Below are 696 nucleotides of genomic sequence, written 5' to 3'. Positions count from 1 at the left end.
TTGAACAATGACCAAGGCACACTGCGCAGCGACGGCACCCTGGATATGCGTGCGGCGTCCCTGAGCAATAACACCGGCAGCGTGACCAGTGCCAGCACGGCGTCAGTCAGCACGAGCGGTGCGGTGGTCAACCGCGGCGGGCAGATCCTAAGCGATTCAACTGCACGGCGTCAGTCAGCACGAGCGGTGCGGTGGTCAACCGCGGCGGGCAGATCCTAAGCGATTCAACGCTGACACTGACCAGCGCCAGCCTGGACAACAGCCAGAGTGGTCGCATTGCCGGTAACGGTCTGGCACTCACCACCGGTACCTTCGATAACCATCAGGACGGTCGCCTGACCAGTACCGGCGCACTCCAGTTGAATGCAGGGCTGGTCAACAACAGCGATGCCGGTCGCATTGCCAGCGCCATGGCGCTGACTGCCGTAGTCACCGGCCTGAATCAGACCAACGACGGTCGTCTGTATGGCAACAGCGATGTCAGCCTCGACCTGAGCAACGGCCTGTTGACTAACCAGGGCGGCCTGATCAATGCGCCGGGTCAGTTGCTGCTGAAAAACCTCACGGCGGTCAACAACCGGAACGGCGAAATTTCCAGTGCCAATGGCTTCACGCTGGCCGCGACCATGCTGGATAACACCGAAGGTTCGGTGATCAGCGACAAAGCCTTGATCGTGCGTGTCGCCCAGTTGCTGA

General features: G+C 60.9%; 1 pseudogene. It reads left to right on the top strand.

Annotated elements, in window-relative coordinates:
• Positions 1-696 (top strand): annotated as a pseudogene (locus AO068_RS02285) (filamentous hemagglutinin N-terminal domain-containing protein); the annotation flags it as partial.

The organism is Pseudomonas sp. ICMP 3272, assembly GCF_001466905.1.
Classification (GTDB): domain Bacteria; phylum Pseudomonadota; class Gammaproteobacteria; order Pseudomonadales; family Pseudomonadaceae; genus Aquipseudomonas; species Aquipseudomonas amygdali.
This window is presented reverse-complemented; position numbering and strand designations above follow the sequence as displayed.